The sequence below is a fragment of the Zobellia laminariae genome, assembly GCF_030553095.1.
Classification (GTDB): Bacteria; Bacteroidota; Bacteroidia; order Flavobacteriales; family Flavobacteriaceae; genus Zobellia; species Zobellia laminariae.
In genome coordinates this window covers 4,174,501-4,192,222 of the sequence record NZ_CP130738.1, presented here as the reverse complement: position 1 = coordinate 4,192,222, position 17,722 = coordinate 4,174,501, and the positions used below count along the sequence as shown (strand labels likewise).

14 protein-coding genes and 2 pseudogenes are annotated in these 17,722 nt (G+C 36.5%); 14 read left to right on the top strand and 2 right to left on the bottom strand.

Annotated features, from left to right (window positions below):
* Positions 1-8: 8 nt before the first annotated feature.
* On the bottom strand, positions 9-416 hold the full coding sequence (locus Q5W13_RS20110) for a winged helix-turn-helix transcriptional regulator (protein ID WP_304444235.1): 408 nt from the start codon (positions 414-416) through the stop codon (positions 9-11).
* Positions 417-534: 118 nt separating this feature from the next.
* Here Q5W13_RS20110 and Q5W13_RS20105 point away from each other — a divergent pair, with 118 nt between their 5' ends.
* The 3 genes from Q5W13_RS20105 to Q5W13_RS20095 are packed head-to-tail and all read left to right on the top strand — an operon-like array spanning position 535 to position 1,964.
* Entirely contained in the window at positions 535-1,071 is a 537-nt protein-coding gene (locus Q5W13_RS20105) for a nuclear transport factor 2 family protein (protein ID WP_304444234.1), read from the top strand.
* A 1-nt stretch (position 1,072) separates the two neighbouring features.
* On the top strand, positions 1,073-1,564 hold the full coding sequence (locus Q5W13_RS20100) for an NAD(P)H-binding protein (protein WP_304444233.1): 492 nt from the start codon (positions 1,073-1,075) through the stop codon (positions 1,562-1,564).
* Positions 1,524-1,964, top strand: coding sequence for an NmrA family NAD(P)-binding protein (locus Q5W13_RS20095; protein ID WP_304444232.1), 441 nt, complete (start codon positions 1,524-1,526; stop codon positions 1,962-1,964). The genes Q5W13_RS20100 and Q5W13_RS20095 overlap by 41 nt, the downstream gene beginning before the upstream one ends.
* Positions 1,965-2,060: 96 nt before the next feature.
* Here Q5W13_RS20095 and Q5W13_RS25770 read toward each other — a convergent pair.
* Positions 2,061-2,334 (bottom strand): annotated as a pseudogene (locus Q5W13_RS25770) (transposase); the annotation flags it as partial.
* 605 nt (positions 2,335-2,939) lie between these two features.
* Here Q5W13_RS25770 and Q5W13_RS20085 point away from each other — a divergent pair.
* From Q5W13_RS20085 to Q5W13_RS20035, 11 genes and pseudogenes are all read left to right on the top strand, one after another.
* On the top strand, positions 2,940-3,416 hold the full coding sequence (locus tag Q5W13_RS20085) for an SRPBCC family protein (RefSeq protein ID WP_304444230.1): 477 nt from the start codon (positions 2,940-2,942) through the stop codon (positions 3,414-3,416).
* 668 nt (positions 3,417-4,084) lie between these two features.
* Positions 4,085-6,418 (top strand): annotated as a pseudogene (locus Q5W13_RS25410) (sugar-binding domain-containing protein).
* Positions 6,419-6,420: 2 nt separating this feature from the next.
* Positions 6,421-7,329 carry a beta-galactosidase small subunit gene (locus tag Q5W13_RS25405; RefSeq protein WP_368662580.1) on the top strand — a complete coding sequence of 303 codons (909 nt, stop codon included), beginning with the start codon at positions 6,421-6,423 and terminating at the stop codon, positions 7,327-7,329.
* Positions 7,330-7,510: 181 nt separating this feature from the next.
* Positions 7,511-7,675: a VOC family protein gene (locus Q5W13_RS20070; RefSeq protein ID WP_304444227.1), complete on the top strand. Its 165-nt coding sequence runs from the start codon at positions 7,511-7,513 to the stop codon at positions 7,673-7,675.
* Positions 7,676-7,843: 168 nt separating this feature from the next.
* Positions 7,844-8,062: a hypothetical protein gene (locus Q5W13_RS20065; protein ID WP_304444226.1), complete on the top strand. Its 219-nt coding sequence runs from the start codon at positions 7,844-7,846 to the stop codon at positions 8,060-8,062.
* A gap of 178 nt (positions 8,063-8,240) precedes the next feature.
* Complete coding sequence (locus Q5W13_RS20060) at positions 8,241-8,531, top strand: GNAT family N-acetyltransferase (RefSeq protein WP_304444225.1); 291 nt, start codon at positions 8,241-8,243, stop codon at positions 8,529-8,531.
* A gap of 68 nt (positions 8,532-8,599) precedes the next feature.
* A complete protein-coding gene (locus Q5W13_RS20055; protein WP_194550121.1) occupies positions 8,600-9,346 on the top strand; it encodes a Type 1 glutamine amidotransferase-like domain-containing protein in 747 nt (248 codons plus the stop codon).
* A 576-nt stretch (positions 9,347-9,922) separates the two neighbouring features.
* Positions 9,923-10,648 (top strand): PQQ-dependent sugar dehydrogenase family protein, encoded by a 726-nt coding sequence (locus tag Q5W13_RS20050; RefSeq protein ID WP_304444224.1) that lies wholly within the window; start codon positions 9,923-9,925, stop codon positions 10,646-10,648.
* 121 nt (positions 10,649-10,769) lie between these two features.
* Entirely contained in the window at positions 10,770-11,639 is an 870-nt protein-coding gene (locus Q5W13_RS20045; protein WP_304444223.1) for a hypothetical protein, read from the top strand.
* Between the two features lie 140 nt (positions 11,640-11,779).
* Entirely contained in the window at positions 11,780-12,679 is a 900-nt protein-coding gene (locus Q5W13_RS20040) for a hypothetical protein (protein ID WP_304444222.1), read from the top strand.
* Positions 12,621-17,720, top strand: coding sequence for a Kelch repeat-containing protein (locus tag Q5W13_RS20035; RefSeq protein ID WP_304444221.1), 5,100 nt, complete (start codon positions 12,621-12,623; stop codon positions 17,718-17,720). Before Q5W13_RS20040 ends, Q5W13_RS20035 begins: the two co-directional genes overlap by 59 nt.
* Positions 17,721-17,722: the final 2 nt, after the last annotated feature.

Below are 17,722 nucleotides of genomic sequence, written 5' to 3'. Positions count from 1 at the left end.
TTATTTTATCACTTTCTACGCTTTTTCTTGGAATAAATTTTATTCAGTTTATCTTCCCAATCCAAAGACCAGTCGAATAGTAATGATAGAGGTTCAGATAAACTTCTGCCAAATTCCGTGAGTGTATATTCAACTCTTGGAGGTACTTCAGGAAAAACTTTACGTTCGACCATTCCATATTTCAATAGTGTTTTCAATGTTTGAGCCAACATTTTTGGTGTAATGCCTTGAACTTGTCTTTGAATTTCACTATTTCTTTTTGTGCCTTGTAAAAGGGACATAATAATCAGTAAAGTCCATTTATCTGCAATCAAGGAAAAAGACCTGTGCAAAATACAATCTTCATCAAAAACCTTCTTTTTTGTTACAGATTCTTTAAAAGGAATTTTTATTTTATTTTTTTTAAACGCTCCCATTAGTATTGTTTAGTGAATTACTACCCAAAAGTAAGTATTGTACTGTTTAGTGCCTTCTTGTGAGGTGAAAAGGTATTACATAATTTTGTCAATTAATAATTTAAAACAATAGAACTTTATGAAATTTACACCTTTTAGATTGGGCAGGATATTCTTAATAATCCTTTCATTAACGTTTATAAACGAAGCTCAATCGCAAGAAAAAATCTTAAATCAAAAACGAATTGACGCAAGCAAACACAAAGCAATTGTGGATGATTTATTAAATGGTTTCAATACTGGAGCACGTGCAACCATCCAACTATTTAACGAAGATGCAATTATTGAATATCCTTATGCTTATTCATTGGGAACTGCATCAAAATTGAACAAAAAAGAGTATGAAACCTATTTGGAAAATGCGTTAAGTAATATGCCTAATATGGAATTTAACAATGTGAAAGTTTACACAGTAAACAAAAATATCTTTTGGGCGGAGTTTCACGGAGAATTTACCGTACCAACCACCAAAAAAAGATTTAAAAGTGATTATGTAGTTAGAATCATATTAAAGAAAGGTAAAATTTTAAACCTTAAAGAATATTGGAATCCATTAGCTGCATCAGCATTTAGCGAAGAAAAAGACGTAAAAGATATATTTAAAAAAGATAAGTAATATGAAAATAGCAATAGCAGGAGCAACAGGAAACGTAGGAAAAATTGTTATCAAAGAATTAGCAAAAACAGACCACGAACTTGTATTGTTGGTGAAAGACATTAATGCAGCAGCAAAAGTATTAGAAGCATTGAATACAGATAAAACAATAATTCAACAAACAAACATTCTAAATACGGATGAAGTCGTATCGGCAACAAAAGATTGCGATGTACTGTTTTGGATGGTGCCACCAATAGTAAGTTTACCAAGTTTAAAAGAGGTTTACGACAAAGTAATTACCGCAGGTACAACAGCAGTAGCCAAAAACAACATTAATAGAGCTGTCATTATATCCTCGTTGGGTGCTCATAGAGGAAGTGGTTTGGGAACAATATCCTATGTTGGAATTATGGAAGATGAATTTAAGAAAGTTACCGACAATGTAATGGCAATTCGTCCAAGGTTATTTTATGGAAAATTTTATACTTCAAAAAGAATCTATTTTAAATAAAGGCTTTTTTACATTTCCGTTTGACGATGACCATAAAATACCGTTTGTAAGTTCAGACGACATAGGATTTGAAGCTGCAAAACATCTTGCAAACGGCAATTGGAAAGGTCATTTAATAAAAAGGGTTATGGGACCAGAAAATCTAACTTGTAAACAAATAGAGAACATTTTTACAGAAATTTTGGGCAGACCAGTTGTATATAAACAGGAAAGCTACGATGCTGTGAAAAAGACTTATGCACAATTTGGACTTAATGAAACGATTCAAGGAGAATTTTATGATTTATTAAAAGCACTTGGAGACAAAAATGGAGCATATTCCATAGAGAGAACAGCAGAAGACTCTACACCGACAACGCTGGAAAGTGTAATTAAAAACAAAATCTTGCTAACAGAATAAATCCTGTGCCTAATAATGATAACCGTTGCACAAGCCTTTAATTAGAAATAATTTCTATCAACATAAGCCTCTTTAAGGGGCTTTTTTTATGCCGCCCTAGAAGTTGAACGTAAATTTTCGATGCAGTACGCAAGTTCTGTTCAGGTAGTGAACCATGCTTTTCACAAATGATGCCAAAGCAAGTCGGCCCGCCCCACTTTTTGAGCGTTTTTTTTTATTTCTGATACTTCTTAAGGTTATAGGCGATTGCCGATAGGTGCATCACCTTGTTCGCTTGTTCAATACCAATAGTATTTATCTTTCGCCTTCCCATGAACTGAGTTAAAGTTCCAAAAACAGGTTCTACAGTGCTTTGCTGTTTGCCATTTATTTTTCAATACACAGCTCTAAGACCTTAGTAACCTTGGTTATGCCGATAAAGAAAATGTAAATCAAGCACCCCCTTTTTAACGCCTGTAGAAATTGTTCTTCGGTATACGTTCGCTCAACTAAAAATGAGAGAACAGCTTTTCTTGATAATCTTTTTTTTCCTGCAAAACTAAAGTTAAGTAAAAACACTATTTTTAACAAGGTCTTGTACAACCGGTACAGCGTATATAATTTATTGCGGTTTAGTGCTTAGTTAAAAGTTAGTTTTGTGTTTGTTGCATCTTATTTTCCTTCGGAAAATCCTCGCATACAAACCCGCAACTATTCTTATACATAAACGTTAGCATACATACTCTAATAATTTTAATCTAATTGAGAAAACTAAAAGACTTTTTTGTAAACCTGATTGACACCTATCCAATCCATTTTGGAATATTGTTTTTAGTCCTTGGCATCCTAGTTTTTGTCTATCAGATTAGGAAAAAAGAATCTTTTAACATGAATAAGCATGACTTATTCACTTGGAAAGCTTTTGTAAATACTTGGGTGGTGGCTCTGATATTAATCATGTTTGGCATAACCCTACTGATTAGAAACTTCTAGATTATGCCAAGAATAGAACTAAAAACTCTAATAAACGCCGAAAAAGAAATCGTTTTTGACTTATCTCGGAGTATCGACCTTCACAAAATTTCTACTGAACACACCAACGAAACTGCAATTGCTGGAAAAACTAGCGGATTAATTGGAATGGATGAATCTGTTACGTGGAGAGCAAAACACTTTGGGATCTATCAACTGCTTACGTCGAAGATTACGGAATTTGAACGCCCCAATTTGTTTGTAGATGAAATGGTAAAAGGAGCTTTTAAGGGTTTTAGACACGAACATCATTTTACGGAATCGAATGGCGGGACTTTGATGACCGACTATTTTGATTATGAATCTCCTTTTGGAATCTTGGGCAAGTTAGCGGACAAGTTATTCTTGCTAAAATATATGACGGACTTATTAGCAGAGCGGAATAGAATCGTAAAGGACTTTGCGGAAACGGACAAATGGAAAAAAATAGTTGCGGAGTAAAAAAGTACGTATGCTAACAAAACCTAAACGTAATGCGGAGTTTAGGGAAAAACAGAAAGGTCTGTGTATATTTATAAAGTCGCTAAATCTTATGGATTTAGCTTTGGACAAAAAAATAAATCAAAACAATAAGCTTTAGCTTCGTGCTCAGACGGAAACGAAAAGTTTCCTTGCCTCCGCACTACGCTTAGCTTAACCGTTGAGGGAAATGACCTAAAGGCCGTGTTACTCCGCTGCAAAAAAACACGTACTGCATGAACAGCTGTTTTTTCACGACTCCCGTAACACTGATTTCCCTCAACAGTCCGGGCATGCCTACTTTAATGCCTACATTTTAGGTAAGCCTCCTATGTAATATTGATGGCTTGCTGGTAATCCAAAATAAAATTAAAACTTCTACTAAAGGTCGAAAAATTTAATCTTATTGGTAGCGTCAATTCCTTCTTATAATCATATTAAGCCTTCCTTGAGCATTATACGGTTAAGGAACATCTTAAAACACTTTTTTAGGTTAGAATAAGGTTAGTAATAGATAATTACGATTTAACACATTTCAGCTCTCTTTTCTATTTTTATAGATACCAGACTATTGCGTAACACATACAACTTAGGTCTGCCAACAGACAGTTAGTAGCTGTGTCCATTAAAGAAGCAATATAATTACGCATATGAAAAGAAAGCATTTTTACTTTTTATTATTTCTAATGACAACATTACAATTTGTTGCTGCCCAAAACGACTGGGAAAACGAATCTATATTTGAGCACAATAAAATGTATGCGCGTACTGCCAGTTATTCATTTAAAAACACTGCAGATGCTTTAACAGGAGATAGAGAAAAAGCAAGGGTAAAATCACTTAATGGTATATGGAAATTTAACTATGTTGGTGCATCTGAAAATCGCCCTATGGATTTTATGGCAACAGATTTTAACGGTGAAGGATGGAATGATATTACAGTACCTTCTAATTGGGAACTACAAGGTTTTGGACAACCCATTTATTCAAACATAATATATCCGTTTACGCCCAATATCTTAAACATCCCAAAAAGTCAACAGACTTATATGGGGCCCCTTCCTCCGCGTCCTCCTAAAATTTATAGAGATAACCCTGTAGGAAGTTATTATAGGGATTTTGAAGTTCCTACGGAGTGGAAGGAGCAGTCAATTATCATACATTTTGGTGGTGTTTCTTCGGCGTTTTATATTTGGGTAAATGGTCAAAAAGTAGGCTATAGCCAAGGGAGCAGACTTGCGGCGGAATTTGATATTACCGATTATGTGAAACCCGGAAGAAACAGAGTGGCTGTACAAGTATTTAGATGGAGCGATGGTAGTTATCTAGAAACACAGGATATGTGGCGTTTAAGTGGTCTTCACAGAGAAGTCATGTTAATGGCGCAACCTAAGATATCACTCAACGATTTTTTTGTCAGAACTAAATTTGATTCCAATTTACAAGATGCGAAACTAGAGATTCGTCCAGAAATTTGGGTTAAAGACCATTCACCAGAGAATCTAGAGGGTTGGGAAATTACAGCACAGCTCTATGATGCAGAAAACAAAGAGGTTTTAGATAAGCCACTTTCTGCTTCAGTAGAAGCTATTTATAATGAAAGATGGGCGCAACGAGACATAACAAAGTTTGCTTTTTTAGAAGCAATGATCAAGTATCCAAGAAAGTGGTCTGCAGAAGACCCATATCTGTACCGTTTAGTGTTTGCTGTAAAAAACCCGAAAGGGGAAGTGGTGGAAGCTAGAACCCATAGTATAGGTTTTAGACACATTGAGTTTAGTAAAGACAATGCGTTATTGATCAACGGGGAAGTTGTTAAAATAATAGGTGTTAATCGTCATGATCATCATCCAATACATGGCAAAGCCTTAACCAGGAAGATTTGCGTAAAGATGTAGCGTTATTAAAGCAATTCAATTTTAATGCTGTTAGAACATCACATTACCCCAACGACCCGTATTTCTATCAGTTATGTAATGAATATGGTATATATGTAATGGATGAGGCTAATATTGAATGTCATCATCTAGGAAGTTTTATTCCTCAACAGCCCAATTGGACAGCTCCTATTCTGAGCAGGGTAATACGCATGGTGGAACGCGATAAAAACCATCCCAGTATCATCTCATGGTCTATGGGTAACGAAGCTGGTACAGGACCTGCGTTTGCCGCCGCCGCAGGTTGGACCAAAGACTTTGACGCTTCACGTTTTATTCACTATGAAGGCGCCCAAGGAGACCCCACTGATCCTGATTATAAGGAAGGGGACGAAGGCCAGAAAGTCTTTAGGGGAGCAGCACATGCTAATCCTGATGACCCAGATTATGTTGATGTTTTAAGTAGAATGTATCCTGAAATTTATCAGCTCAAGCACATGGCTACAAGTCCGCATATTGACCGACCAATAATCATGTGTGAGTATGCACATGCCATGGGTAATTCTATTGGGAGCTTAGGTGATTATTGGGATTATATTAGAGATAAACCAAATTTAATAGGAGGTTTTATTTGGGATATGATAGATCAAGGTCTAGAAAAAACCAATGCTAATGGAGAGAAATTCTATGCTTACGGCGGTGATTTTGGAGATGAACCCAATGACGAAAACTTTTGTATTAATGGAGTATTTACTCCGGATAGAAAGCCAAATCCGCATGCGTGGGAATGTAAATATATCTTTCAACCTTTTGCTTTTGAGGATGAAGACGTTTTAAACGGAAAAGTAAGAGTAATCAATCGCTTTAGTTTTACAGATTTGTCTTCTTATAATGTGAAATGGACATTATCAGAAAACGGGAAAGTCCTACAATCGGGGGAATTAAAATCACTTTCTACGGCAGCAGGAAAATCAACTGTAATCAATATTCCATTCAAGAAAATTTCGTTTAAAGAAAATGCCGAGTATTGGTTAAGGTTGAGTGTTCATGAAAAATCAAACCGCTTGTGGACAAGCAAAGGATACGAAATTGCAAAAGACCAAATAGTATTGAAACCTAGAAAACCATCTAGTGACTATATTTCAAAATCCAAAAATGCAATTAGTGTTAATGAAACTAAAACCGAGGTTACAATTAAAGGAAAAGATTTTTCTGCAAAAGTTTCAAAATTTAACGGTCAATTGGTCTCTTATGAATTTCACGGAACCGAACAATTGGCATCTCCTTTACGGCCTAATTTTTACCGGCCACCAATAGATAATGATGTACGGGGAGCAAGTAGAAAAGCATTTATGGCTTCCAGTAAAGTTTGGAAAGGCATGCACAAGCATTTAGCTGAAAATACAATTGTTGATTTTTCACAAAATGATAAATCGGTAAAAGTAAATGTTGGACAAACATTTAAAAATGAAGTTAAACTTGAAATAACGTATGCCTTTTATACTGATGGGACGGCTACGGTTAAAATGGTTATGGACGCAGATAAATCCTTGCCAAACCTTATTCGCTATGGCGTAACAATGGGTGTTCCGGATACGTATAAAAACAGTTCGTTCTACGGAAGAGGACCTTGGGAAAATTATCTTGACAGGAAACTAGGGGCCGAGGTAGATGAATTTACTTTTAAAACAGATGATTTATTTTACAATTATATTCAGCCTCAGGAAAATGCAAATCGTTCTGATGTAAGATGGCTAAAGCTGTTTTCAACTACCAATAAATCCGGAATGAAAATAACGGGTGTCCCAGAGTTCGGGTTTTCAATTTGGCCATATTCCACTTCAAATATAGAAGAGGCAAAACACCCTTATGATTTAAAAAGACAGGGGTTCTACACTTTAAATCTAGATTTAATTCAAATGGGAGTGGGGGGCACATTATCCGAAACCTTACCCAAATATTTAATACATCCTGGAAAGTTTAGTTTTGAATTTATGCTAGCCCCGCTAGTCAAATAATACAGTTAAAAAAAACATTTATATTATGAAATATCCATTTAGTCACATCGGCATACCAACAACGGAAGAAAAGGATTGGGATGGGTTTTATGAGCCATAAAAAATTCATTACACGGAATTTGATAAAGATGATTACAAAATTGAATGGGTAAAATTTGATGATGATAGTCCTATGCCAGAAATGATGCGAACATTGCCACATGTAGCTTATCTTGTAGATAATATAGAAGAAGCATTGGAGGGTAGAGAAATACTGGTTGATACATTTTCTCCCGGTGATGGTGTACGAGTTGCGTTCATAAAGCATAATGGGGCGCCAGTAGAGTTTATGGAAATATCTAGCTAAGCTTATTTATTATAGAGCACTAAAGCTGGGGTAGAGTAGTACCCTTATTGGTAATAATTAAGAGAGCAAACAATTCAAAGTCACTTTTGAAAATCATTTCTGGAACAAAATCAAATTATAAATTTAACTAGAGGATTATTTTATATAATCTTAGTTATATTTATTCTAATGATAGATTTAGAAGAACAATTAAAAAACCCTGTTTGGTATTCCTTAAAGGAAACCCATAAAAAATTTGCTATTGAACATAATGATGTTCAATTTTATAACCCTGAGATTTGTTCTTTTGGTGCATTCTTTGATGAAACAAAAACACGTAAAGCTTCAATTGCATATCTAAAAACACAGATGATTTTTTCTTCGTTTCAGAGAATCAAACACCAATAATAGATGACACCAAAGTTTTACTAGAGAAAAAAATCGATGGTTGCCAAATGGTATTAAATAAGCTATCAGACATTTCAATAACTGAAAATATTGTCTTGTTAGGAAAAGAATTTATTGATGAAATTTATGAGTTAGTTTGGTTGGTTATGCTTATTATTACAAAAGAAGAAGTTTTGAAATGGGCAAATACTTTGGCATATTCAAGAATGGCAAATTAGTAGCTATTACAGGACAGCGCATGCAAACTAATCTTTTTATAGAAGTCAGTGCTGTGGTCACACATCCTCAATATACGAGACAAGGACTGGCCAAACAGTTAATTGCTCATACCACAAAAGAAATTTTAAAAGAGAATAAAACTCCTATTTTACATACAAATAAGGGAAACTTAGCAATTTCACTTTATGCAAAGCTAGGCTATGAGCTAACAAGAGATATGAACTGGTGGTCGTATCGTAAAATAAGTTAGCACTTAGTGGATAAAAGAAAAGTACTTATGACTCCTCTTATTACCAGAAAAACGTATAAAATACTACTATGAGAAAAGCACTAGTGATTATTACATTATTTTTCTTTTACAATCTGTCAAGTCAAGAAGACAAAACATTGTTTGTATATGGTGGTCAAATAACAAAAGAATTCGTTAAATATACTGCGGAACTCACTAAAAAAGAAAATCCAAAAATCTGCTTTTTGCCAACTGGCACGGCAGACAGCGCATACTATATTAATTATTGGTATGAATTATGTTCAAATTTAAACATCGAACCAAAGGTTTTAGAAGTATGGATAAACTCATCAACACAGGATAAATCATTTGAAGAAATTCTATTAAGCATGGACGCTGTTATTGTGGGAGGTGGCAACACATTGAATATGTTGGCTATTTGGAAAGCCCAAGAGATTGATAAAGCACTAAAAAAGGCTTACGACCAAGGAATTGTATTGGCTGGCGGTAGCGCAGGTTCTCTTTGTTGGTTTAATGCTGGAACAACAGATTCAAGACCAAAAGAATTAACCATTGTTCAAGGCCTAGGCTTTCTTAAATATAGTCATTGTCCGCATTACCACTCTGAGGAATCAAGAAAGCCTTTGTATCATAAAAATATTTTAGAAAAGAAGCTTACAGCGGGATATGCTTGTGATGACAAGTCAGGACTAGTATTTTTAAATGGAGAACTTAGCAAAAGTGTTTCTATAGATACAGATTCGTTTTCTTATTTCGTCTATGATAAAGATGGAAAAATAGTAGAGAATAAGATAGAAACAGAAATAATTAAATGATTATGCAGTAGAAAGTAAGTTTAAATAAATGGTGATAACTAATTATCACCATTTATTTAAACTCAACTGTAACATTCTAGGAAATTCCTACATCTATCTTCAGTAAACTTCATACAGGAAGCTGAAACAATTCAAAAACATATTCAATTACTGAATCTTTATAAAATCATAGGTTCAAACACCTTTTTATAATTGTTTACGCTGACTATAACAGCTTATTTTCCCCTATAGGTATTATCTAAATAGTATATATTGCTTCGTTTTTGATTGATTCGAATATGCTTAAAAACTAGTGCACATGTTTTTCAAACTATCTAATTAACCCTTCGTTGAATTGTAGGAAATGTTCTGTCGTTCAAACACCATTTTCTATCGGTGAGTGGAAAACAAACTTTTCTTTTTTGCACCTATTATTTTTTTAGATATGCAATTTGTCCGCTAAAAATGGAAAGTAAACGAATATAGCGTGACTTGTTTTATACTGCTATGAGGTATACCTAATTTTATAGTCAATTGTTGTCCTTAATTGGATAATAACAGACCCAAATCTTAGTACCTATGAAAAAACATTACGCTATGCAGCGCCTACTTGCATGCTTATTCGTCTCATTTACATTTACTGTATTTACAAATGCCCAAAGCTTTAATGCTACAGGGCTTAATGGCGAAAATCTTAATAATCCGACTTCTTTGGATTTTGGACCTAACGGTAAACTATACGTTTCTCAACAAGATGGGACCATTTTTGAGTACACGGTATTACGAGATAAAGCAGAAGCCGGTTCAGGAACGTATACTGCTATAAACGCTAACACTATTGCACTCGTTAAGACGGGTACGCCCAACCATAATGATGATGGCACTATAAATACCGCGAATGAACGTCAGGTTACAGGGCTTCTTGCCACAGGAACACAAACAGCTCCTATTCTTTACGTAAGTTCTTCTGACTCCAGAATAGGCGGTGGTGGTAGTGGTAATGATAAAAATCTTGATACTAATTCCGGAGTTCTTTCACGCCTTACTTGGACAGGAAGTGCATGGGACAAAGTAGATTTAGTAAGAGGACTTCCTAGATGTGAAGAAAACCATTCCACCAATGGAATGGAAATTTTTGAGCGTAACGGTACTACTTATTTGTTACTACAACAAGGAGGTAATGCAAACAAAGGAGCTCCTAGTAATAATTTTGCAGGTACTTCGGAAACCTATTTATCTGGTGCTATGTTGCTTGTTAACTTGACACAATTAGAACAGATGGAAGCCTCTAACGGTGGCCCTTATATAGATACGCGCCAGTAGTACTACAAAATATATTTATGACTTACCAACGTTAAACGATCCAGAAAGATTAGATATAGATAATACACATTCTAGTTTTCCATATACTGCTGGGCATCCCTTGTATAACTCTACTATAGATTTGGGTGATCCTTTTGGTGGAAATAATGGGTTAAACCAAGCGTTTCCAGAAGTTGGCGGTCCCGTACAAATTTTCTCTACTGGTTGGAGAAACGGTTACGACGTTGTAATAACAGCGGATGGTAGAATATATTCTGTTGATAACGGACCGAATACAACTTGGGGAGGTTTGCCCGTAATTTATGATAGTAACGATCAGTTCAAAGGCGACCAAAGTAATACAACCTACAACCCAGCTGCCGGAGATTATGTAACCAACGAAATTAATGAAGTGGGTAGTAGCGGTCATGGAGATGCCCTACATTATGTTGGTAATATTACGGATACTAATGGCAGCTACTATGCAGGCCATCCTGCACCAATTAGAGCTTTCTCATTTCGCGCAGGAGTAAAAGTTTATACGTTTGATGGCTCTAATTGGGTGCTTTCTGCGAATCACAATTTTGGTACGTTGCTCACTGGAGTTTCAGGATATTTCAACACGACTTTCGATATTTCCGATTTTCCAGATGACCCCATACAAGGAGAATACCTAGCAACCGCTACCTCAGATCCCCGAATGCGAATTTTTGATATTGTAAATTCTTCTACAAACGGTATGTGTGAATATACCGCCAGTAATTTTGGTGGAGCTATGCAGGGAGACCTTTTAACGGCTTCTTTTAATGGCAAAATAAATAGGTATCAATTGAACGCTAGTGGCAATGGACTAGAATCTAAAAACAATAGTTTCCTTACAGGTTTTGGCTCAACGCCTTTAGATGTAATTGCACAGGGTGATTCTGACCCTTTTATGGTACAATATGGGCAGCCACTTATGGTGCAGATAATATTACAGTTTTTGAACCAACTGATTTTAATGAATGTATAGACACCAGTGATCCGGAATATGTAGGTTCAGAAGATTATGATTCTGATGGATATTCTAACGATGATGAAGTAGCAAACGGTACTGACATTTGTTCTGGGGGTAGCCAGCCAAATGATTATGATGGTGATCTTATATCTGATTTGAATGATCCGGACGATGACAATGATGGCATCCCTGATAGCCAAGATGTATTTGCTATTGATGCTGATAATGGTACTACAACAAATCTTCCTATTGATTATCCATTTTGGAATAATGATCCAGGTACAGGATTTTTTGGTCTTGGTTTTACTGGCTTGATGTTAGATCCAAGCGGAAATACTGAATACCTAACTCAATACGACGAGAATAATCTTTCCTTTGGAGGAGCCGGCCGAGGTAAGGCAACAGTTGATGCAGTTACATCTGGTACTGCATATGAAGGTACAAACTCTCAAAAGAATGCTTTTCAGTTTGGGGTAAATTTAACCACCAACTCAAAACCATTTACCGTACATTCCAAAATTGAGACACCTTTTGCAAACGTTTCCTCTGTATCAGGACTTTCATATGGTATCTATATCGGTAACGGAGACCAAGACCATTATTTAAAAGTAGTAGTTGCAGATGGACTAACCGAGAACGATAATATGTATGGGTTTGAGGTTGTAAAAGAAGATGGCGCATCTAACGTAACTACGCAAAAGTTTGATGTAAGCGGACTCAAAGGAGCTACTTCTGTTGATATTTACATTAATGTAAACCCCGCTGCGAATACGGCACAACCATATTATTCTGTAGACGGCGGTGAAACTGTAATTTTATTGGGAAGTACTATTGTATTGCCTGTTGAGTTACTAAATCCAAACGATGCTAAGGGTCTGGCAGTAGGCCTTATTTCTTCTTCAGGAACCGGGGATGCTTTTACGGCAACATGGGATTTTTTAAAGGTTACGGAAGATGAAGACGCAAACCTTGTACTTTCAGAAAATCCTGTAGATTATGGTGTTTTGGAAACGGAATCAGACCATAAGACAACTTATTCCTACGTTAACAAATGAAGGTGGGCCATCAACTGGATCTATTGAAATTACCGCAGTAAACATCACAGGTATGGATGCTGCGCTTTATAGCCATAACTTAACATTACCATTAGTAATAGGGCCTGGAGCAGATAAAACATTGCCTTTGAATTTTTTCCCGAATGATATTTCAGGAATCAAAAATGCTAATTTGGAAATCGTTCATAACGGCGCAAACTCTCCTTTCATTGTTCCCTTAACGGCAATTCTAGAAGAATTTATAGAACCTAATTACACTATCGTTGCCAGAATAAACGCAGGAGGTAATTCCGTAACTGCTACTGATGGTAATATAGACTGGGAAGCTAATACAGAAAGTGGTGCGGCTTCAGGAAGTAGCTATTCCGTGAATACGGGAACCATTCCAGGAGGCACAAATACTTTTCTTTATGAAAATAGACATACGTCTGTTCCTGATTATATAGACGAAACTACATTCAACGCATTGTATGGCAAAGAACGTTATGATGCCACTAGCGGGCCTGAAATGGAGTTTAAGTTGCCAGTGCCCAATGGAAATTATCTAGTAAATATTTATACAGGTAATGGATATGGCCCAACAAATAACATTGGCGCACGAGTATTTGATATATCATTAGAAAATGAAATCAAAGGAGATGATATAGATGTAGTTGCCCTTTTTGGAGGTAATGGGAACGTGTTCAATGCAGGTATGCTCTCGTATCCCGTTACGGTAGCAGATGGAGAACTGAATATATTATTCGAACATATTGGAATTGAAAACCCGGTTTTACAAGCTATAGAAGTTATGGTAAGTACTTCTGCAAATGATCCTATTTCAATAGCTCCAATTGCTAATCAATTCAACGCTAGTGGTGACCAAAGTGCCTTAACCATTTCGGCAATAGGTGGGGATTCGGAAGAAAACTTTACATACGCTATTTCGGGTCAGCCAGAAGGTATTGATGTTGAATCAACAAATGGCCAAATATTTGGTACGATTTCAACGAATGCAATTACGGGAGGAACAAATAATGACGGTGTCCATAATGTGACTATAACGGTAAGTAAACCGGGGTCTACTACTTCGAGTATTTCATTTGTATGGACTGTAGATGCCCTAGTATGGTTAGACAAAGACGAGGATGAAAATTATACGGCTCGTCATGAATGTTCATTGGTACAAGCAGGAGATAAGTTCTATTTAATGGGTGGTCGTGAGAATGCCAAAACCATTGATGTATATGATTACACTACAAATACATGGACTCAAATTCCAAATTCACCACCAGAAGAATTCAACCATTTTCAGGCAACTGAGTATAAAGGATTGATATGGGTGATAGGGGCTTTTAAAAGCAATTCGTATCCCAACGAGGAACCAACTGAGTATGTTTGGGCTTTTAACCCAGCTAATGAAGAGTGGATTCAAGGACCTGAAATACCGGAAAATAGAAGAAGAGGATCTACAGGTTTAGTAGTTTATAACGATAAGTTTTACATATCTGGTGGGAATACCATTGGCCATAATGGCGGTTACGTTAGCTGGTTTGATGAGTACGATCCTAGTACTGGTATTTGGACTCCTTTAAATGATGCTCCAAGAGCAAGGGACCATTTCCACGCTGGCATAGTTGATAATAAAATGTATTTGGTAGGAGGTCGCCTTTCGGGAGGTGCCGGAGGTGTTTTTAGTCCTACAATTTCTGAGGTAGATGTTTATGATTTCAATTCAAGTACATGGAGCACACTTTCAACAAATCAGAATATACCAACCCCTAGGGCAGCACCTATAGTGGCTACTTTTAATGGTAAACTTATTGTTGCTGGTGGAGAAGTAGAGAACCAAGAGGTCTATGGTCAAGTAACGTCCAATGCGCTGAAGATTACAGAGCAGTACGATCCTATTACTCAAACATGGACACGTTTGCCGGATTTGAACAACGCAAGGCATGGTACTCAAGCTATAGTTTCAGGTAACGGCTTGTTTGTATTGGCCGGTTCACCAAAACTAGCTGGCGGTAACCAGAAAAACATGGAATTTTTAGGTGAAGATTTACCTGTAGGTTCACCTAGCATGGCAAGTACTTTATCTATACCTGAGGTGGTCAACTTTGAAGTGGGTGATTCTAAAACGTTTCATATAGAAGTAACAGGTGGAAACATAGGAATGTTTATCCGCTCTATGGAAATAACTGGTGCAGATGCAACCAATTATACAATTACCTCCGGTAACACGGAAAATGTGTTTTTAGATGCGGAAAGTTTACGTCAGATAACAGTTTCCCTGAACGATTCTGTAGAGGATACAAATGCTATTTTGACCATTCATTATGGAGCGTCATCATCGGTTGATATTATTCTAAGGAATGGAGACAGTATTTCTAATATAATTGATCCTGGAACGCAGTACAATGCTGAAGGAGATGAAGTAGCATTACAACTCCTAACTGAAGAAACAGAAACTAATGTAACGTTTAGTGCAACTGGACTTCCTCCAACCTTAATGATTGATGCAGCTACGGGACTTATAAATGGAACAGTACTTTCTTCTAATGAATCAGGTGAAGGAGCTTTTCTTGAGGAAAATGGTCTAGTTGTTATTGAAGCTGAATCTGGAAATTTAGAACCGGGATGGGCGGAAACCACCTTAAATGGTAATACTGGAATCTTGGCAACTACAAATAACTTTAACAGTCAAAATGGCGGAACTATCCCTTATCAAATTACCGTAAGTACGCCTTATGTATATAAATTCGATTGGAGAAGTTTTTATAGTGGCGAATCCCCAACGGATGAGAACGATAACTGGTTACGTTTTCCTAACAATGAAGATGTGTGGTTCTTTGGATACAAAGGAAATCCTGTAGATGAGGCTAGTTTAATATCAAATGTACAAGGTGATCAAGTAAATGTTGTTTTCCCAAAAGGAAGCTCAAGAATTACAGCTGGACCTGATGGCACAACTCCTGAAGGTAGTAGTAGCAATGGTTACTTTAAAATATACAGAAGCGGTGGTCTTTCTGAAACTTATGATTGGCAGGCTAGAACAAGTGATAATGATTCGCATGATGTATACGTTTGGTTTGTGAATCCAGGTACATATACTATGGAAGTTTCTGAACGTTCTGCTGGACATGCTATTGATAAAATGGCGCTTTACAAAGTAGATGGGCCTACATATTCAGATAATCAATTGACGGCTGCAAATGAATCTAGTAGGGCAGGGGGCAATGCAAACGCCGGTGATAACATTTCTTATAATGTTGTCGTTACCGCTACAGATAATAACGACCCAACAAACAAAAGTGATGCTGAATTTACATGGGTTATAAATGATGCAGGAAATCCAGTAGCTATTGCAAGTGCAACACCACTTGAAGGTCAGGCTCCGTTAGAAGTCAACTTTACCGGTAGTGAATCAATGGATGATATTGGAATTGTAGATTACAGTTGGGAATTTGGTGATGCGCTTTCATCTATTTCTGATTTGGCCGACCCAACGTTTACGTTTAACGATGCAGGTATTTATAACGTGTTGCTAAGGGTAACTGATGGAGATGGCAATCAAAATACAGAAACTCTCGTGATTACTGTTACTGAAGCAACCTCTCATATCATTACTGCAATGGCAGGTGAAAACGGAGTAATATCTCCAAACGCAGAGGTAGAAGTAATAAAAGGTGCCAATCAACAATTTGATATAATTGCAAATACAGGGTATAAAATTGCTGACGTGTTGGTGGACGGGATATCACAAGGAGCGATTGATAGCTTCACTTTTGAGGCCGTTTCTACCGAGCATACCATTGAAGCTTCGTTCGAAGAAATTTTCAAAGTCATTATGTCATCTTCTAGCTTAGGAGGAACAATAACCCCAAGTGGTGCTGTTTCTGTTGCGCAAGGAGAAGACCACTGGTTTACCGCGGCTCCAAATGAGGGCTATAAGTTCGATTATTTTATTGTGGACAATAGCTTTACGGTAGGAGATCCTACTTATGCGTTTGAGAATGTTAATGACAACCATACTATTGAAGCTGTGTTTACAGAAATTGGTGTTAACCAGTTTACAATTTCAGCTACATCAGGAGAGGGAGGAACGATTACGCCCAAGGGAGAGAATACAGTTGCTGAAGGCGAAAGTATTAGTTTTTCAGTAACAGCTAGTGATGGGTATGAAATAGATAGGTTAATTGTGGACGGTAAAAGCTTGCAAGGTTTATCCGAATATACTTTTGAAGAGGTTTCAGAAAATCATACGTTTGAAGCCGTTTTTAAATATACTGGAGCAATTAGGACATATATCATAACTGCTACAGGAACTGAAGGTGGTGAGCTTTCTCCATATGGAGAGATTGAAGTAGCTAAAGGTCAAGAACAGAATTTTATAATACTACCAGACAAAGGTTACCACTTGGTGGATATTCTAATTGATGAAGTTTCAACAGCTCTTGTTGAAGAGTATAAGTTCGCAAATCTAGTAGAGAACCATAGCATTCATGTTGTTTTTGAAAAAATAGACAATAATCCGCCAAAAGCACTAGCTGCAGTAGATATCAAAGATGGCATAGGACCGCTATTGGTTAATTTTGATGGTGATGAATCTACGGATGATACTGGTATTACAAGTTACTCATGGGATTTTGGAGATGAATCACCTCTGGCCAGTGGTATCGTGGTTTCTCATACCTATACAAAAGCTGGTATTTATACCGCAACCTTAACTGTCATTGATGATAATGGTGAAGTCGCAACAGATTACATTACAATTACCGTAAACGATTCTTTGACTGATAGTGAAGTTTTAAAGGAGTTTAGGTTATTTCCGAATCCAGCTTCTGTGAACGTATCGCTTAGTTTTGGGAAAGTTGTAGACTTAGAAACGATATCAATTTATGATATGAGCGGAAAGTTAGTTCTGCATGTTAATGCTAAAGATGTGAATAAGGGTAGAAATTATGAGCTAAGCGTCATTAATTTATCTTCTGGTTTATATCTAGTAAGAACTACGGATACGAATGGAAATGAAATTAATAAAAGACTGTTGATTCAACGATAATA

What these genes read in the sequence shown, in the direction of transcription:
- Q5W13_RS20110 (WP_304444235.1), bottom strand. Translation starts at nt 416, where the DNA reads ATGGGAGCGTTTAAAAAAAATAAAATAAAAATTCCTTTTAAAGAATCT.
- Q5W13_RS20105 (WP_304444234.1), top strand. Translation starts at nt 535, where the DNA reads ATGAAATTTACACCTTTTAGATTGGGCAGGATATTCTTAATAATCCTT.
- Q5W13_RS20100 (WP_304444233.1), top strand. Translation starts at nt 1,073, where the DNA reads ATGAAAATAGCAATAGCAGGAGCAACAGGAAACGTAGGAAAAATTGTT.
- Q5W13_RS20095 (WP_304444232.1), top strand. Translation starts at nt 1,524, where the DNA reads ATGGAAAATTTTATACTTCAAAAAGAATCTATTTTAAATAAAGGCTTT.
- Q5W13_RS20085 (WP_304444230.1), top strand. Translation starts at nt 2,940, where the DNA reads ATGCCAAGAATAGAACTAAAAACTCTAATAAACGCCGAAAAAGAAATC.
- Q5W13_RS20070 (WP_304444227.1), top strand. Translation starts at nt 7,511, where the DNA reads ATGATGCGAACATTGCCACATGTAGCTTATCTTGTAGATAATATAGAA.
- Q5W13_RS20065 (WP_304444226.1), top strand. Translation starts at nt 7,844, where the DNA reads ATGATAGATTTAGAAGAACAATTAAAAAACCCTGTTTGGTATTCCTTA.
- Q5W13_RS20060 (WP_304444225.1), top strand. Translation starts at nt 8,241, where the DNA reads ATGGGCAAATACTTTGGCATATTCAAGAATGGCAAATTAGTAGCTATT.
- Q5W13_RS20055 (WP_194550121.1), top strand. Translation starts at nt 8,600, where the DNA reads ATGAGAAAAGCACTAGTGATTATTACATTATTTTTCTTTTACAATCTG.
- Q5W13_RS20050 (WP_304444224.1), top strand. Translation starts at nt 9,923, where the DNA reads ATGCAGCGCCTACTTGCATGCTTATTCGTCTCATTTACATTTACTGTA.
- Q5W13_RS20035 (WP_304444221.1), top strand. Translation starts at nt 12,621, where the DNA reads ATGGTGTTTTGGAAACGGAATCAGACCATAAGACAACTTATTCCTACG.